The organism is Alcanivorax sp. HI0083, from assembly GCF_001635175.1.
Genome location: NZ_LWFX01000125.1, coordinates 1 through 1,095 on the forward strand (window position 1 = coordinate 1; position 1,095 = coordinate 1,095).

Annotated in this window: 1 protein-coding gene; it reads left to right on the plus strand. The window is 62.6% G+C overall.

Annotated features, from left to right (window positions below; all coding sequences use genetic code 11):
* Positions 1-1,048: AraC family transcriptional regulator (locus A3754_RS01440; protein WP_369817558.1), on the plus strand; the 1,048-nt coding region annotated here is incomplete at its 5' end.
* Between the last annotated feature and the right edge of the window lie 47 nt (positions 1,049-1,095).

Below are 1,095 nucleotides of genomic sequence, written 5' to 3' on the forward strand. Positions count from 1 at the left end.
AGTAGCGTATGATGGACCCATGAACCGTGACCGCTTTATCCAGCTTGATCCGGGCACTGGCCGTTCGCCGGTGCCGGTGAACTACGTCCGCAATCTGGTCGAATTGATCAGTGAAGTGGGCGTGGACACCCGGCGTTTGCTGCGCCAGGTGGAGCTAACGGAAGAGGAAGTCTATAACCCGGAGCCCGCGCTGCGTTTCGAGCAGTTCCGCCGGGTGATGGTCGGGGCCCGGGAGATGACCGGCAATCCGGCGCTGGGCTTGGCCCTGGGGCAGCAATTGACGCTGACCGCCCACGGTCTGTTGGGCTATGCGGCGATCAGCAGTGCGGATCTCGGCGATGCCCTGCGCTTGCTGGAGCGTTATTTCCGCACCCGTACCCGGCTGTGCGTACCGCGTATTGAGCCGTCCACGGAAGGGGTGCGTTTCTGCCTGCTGGAAAGTGTGCCGCTGGGTGATATTCGCGAAACCTACCTGGAAGTAGTGGTGGCTGCGGTGGTGGGTGGTATCCGCTACCTGCTGGGCGAGCGTTTCCGTGGCGCCGTGCTGGAGCTGCCCTACGCGCCGCCAGCGCATGCCGAGCGCTACCGCGAGCTGCTGCAAATGCCGGTTGAGTTTGGCGCTGAGGTGGCGGCCCTGCGCTTGCCGCATTCCTTGCTCAGCGAACCCTTCACCTTGTCTGATCCAGCTTCCCGGCACATGGCCGCGCAGAAATGCGAGGAAGAATTACAGCGCCTCGAGGCGGATCAGGATTGGGCCAGCCGGGTGCGCGCACGCCTGATGCAGGCGGAAGGCATGCTGCCCAGCCTGGAACAGCTGGCCGGCAACTTTCATGTGACCTCGCGGACCTTGCGTCGTTACCTTAATGCGTTGGGTGTGAGTTATCGCTCCTTGCTGGAAGAAGTGCGCATGACCAAGGCCATGGCCTACCTGCAGGCCAACATCACCGTGCAACAGGTGGCTAACCGCCTGGGGTATGCCGACCCCAGCAACTTCGCCCGCGCCTTCCGCAAATGGACCGGCCACCCGCCCAGTCATTTCCAGCCGTAGTATCCCCCTGTTTTCTGCTTCAACGCTTTGCGATTCCGCTTTCTGTG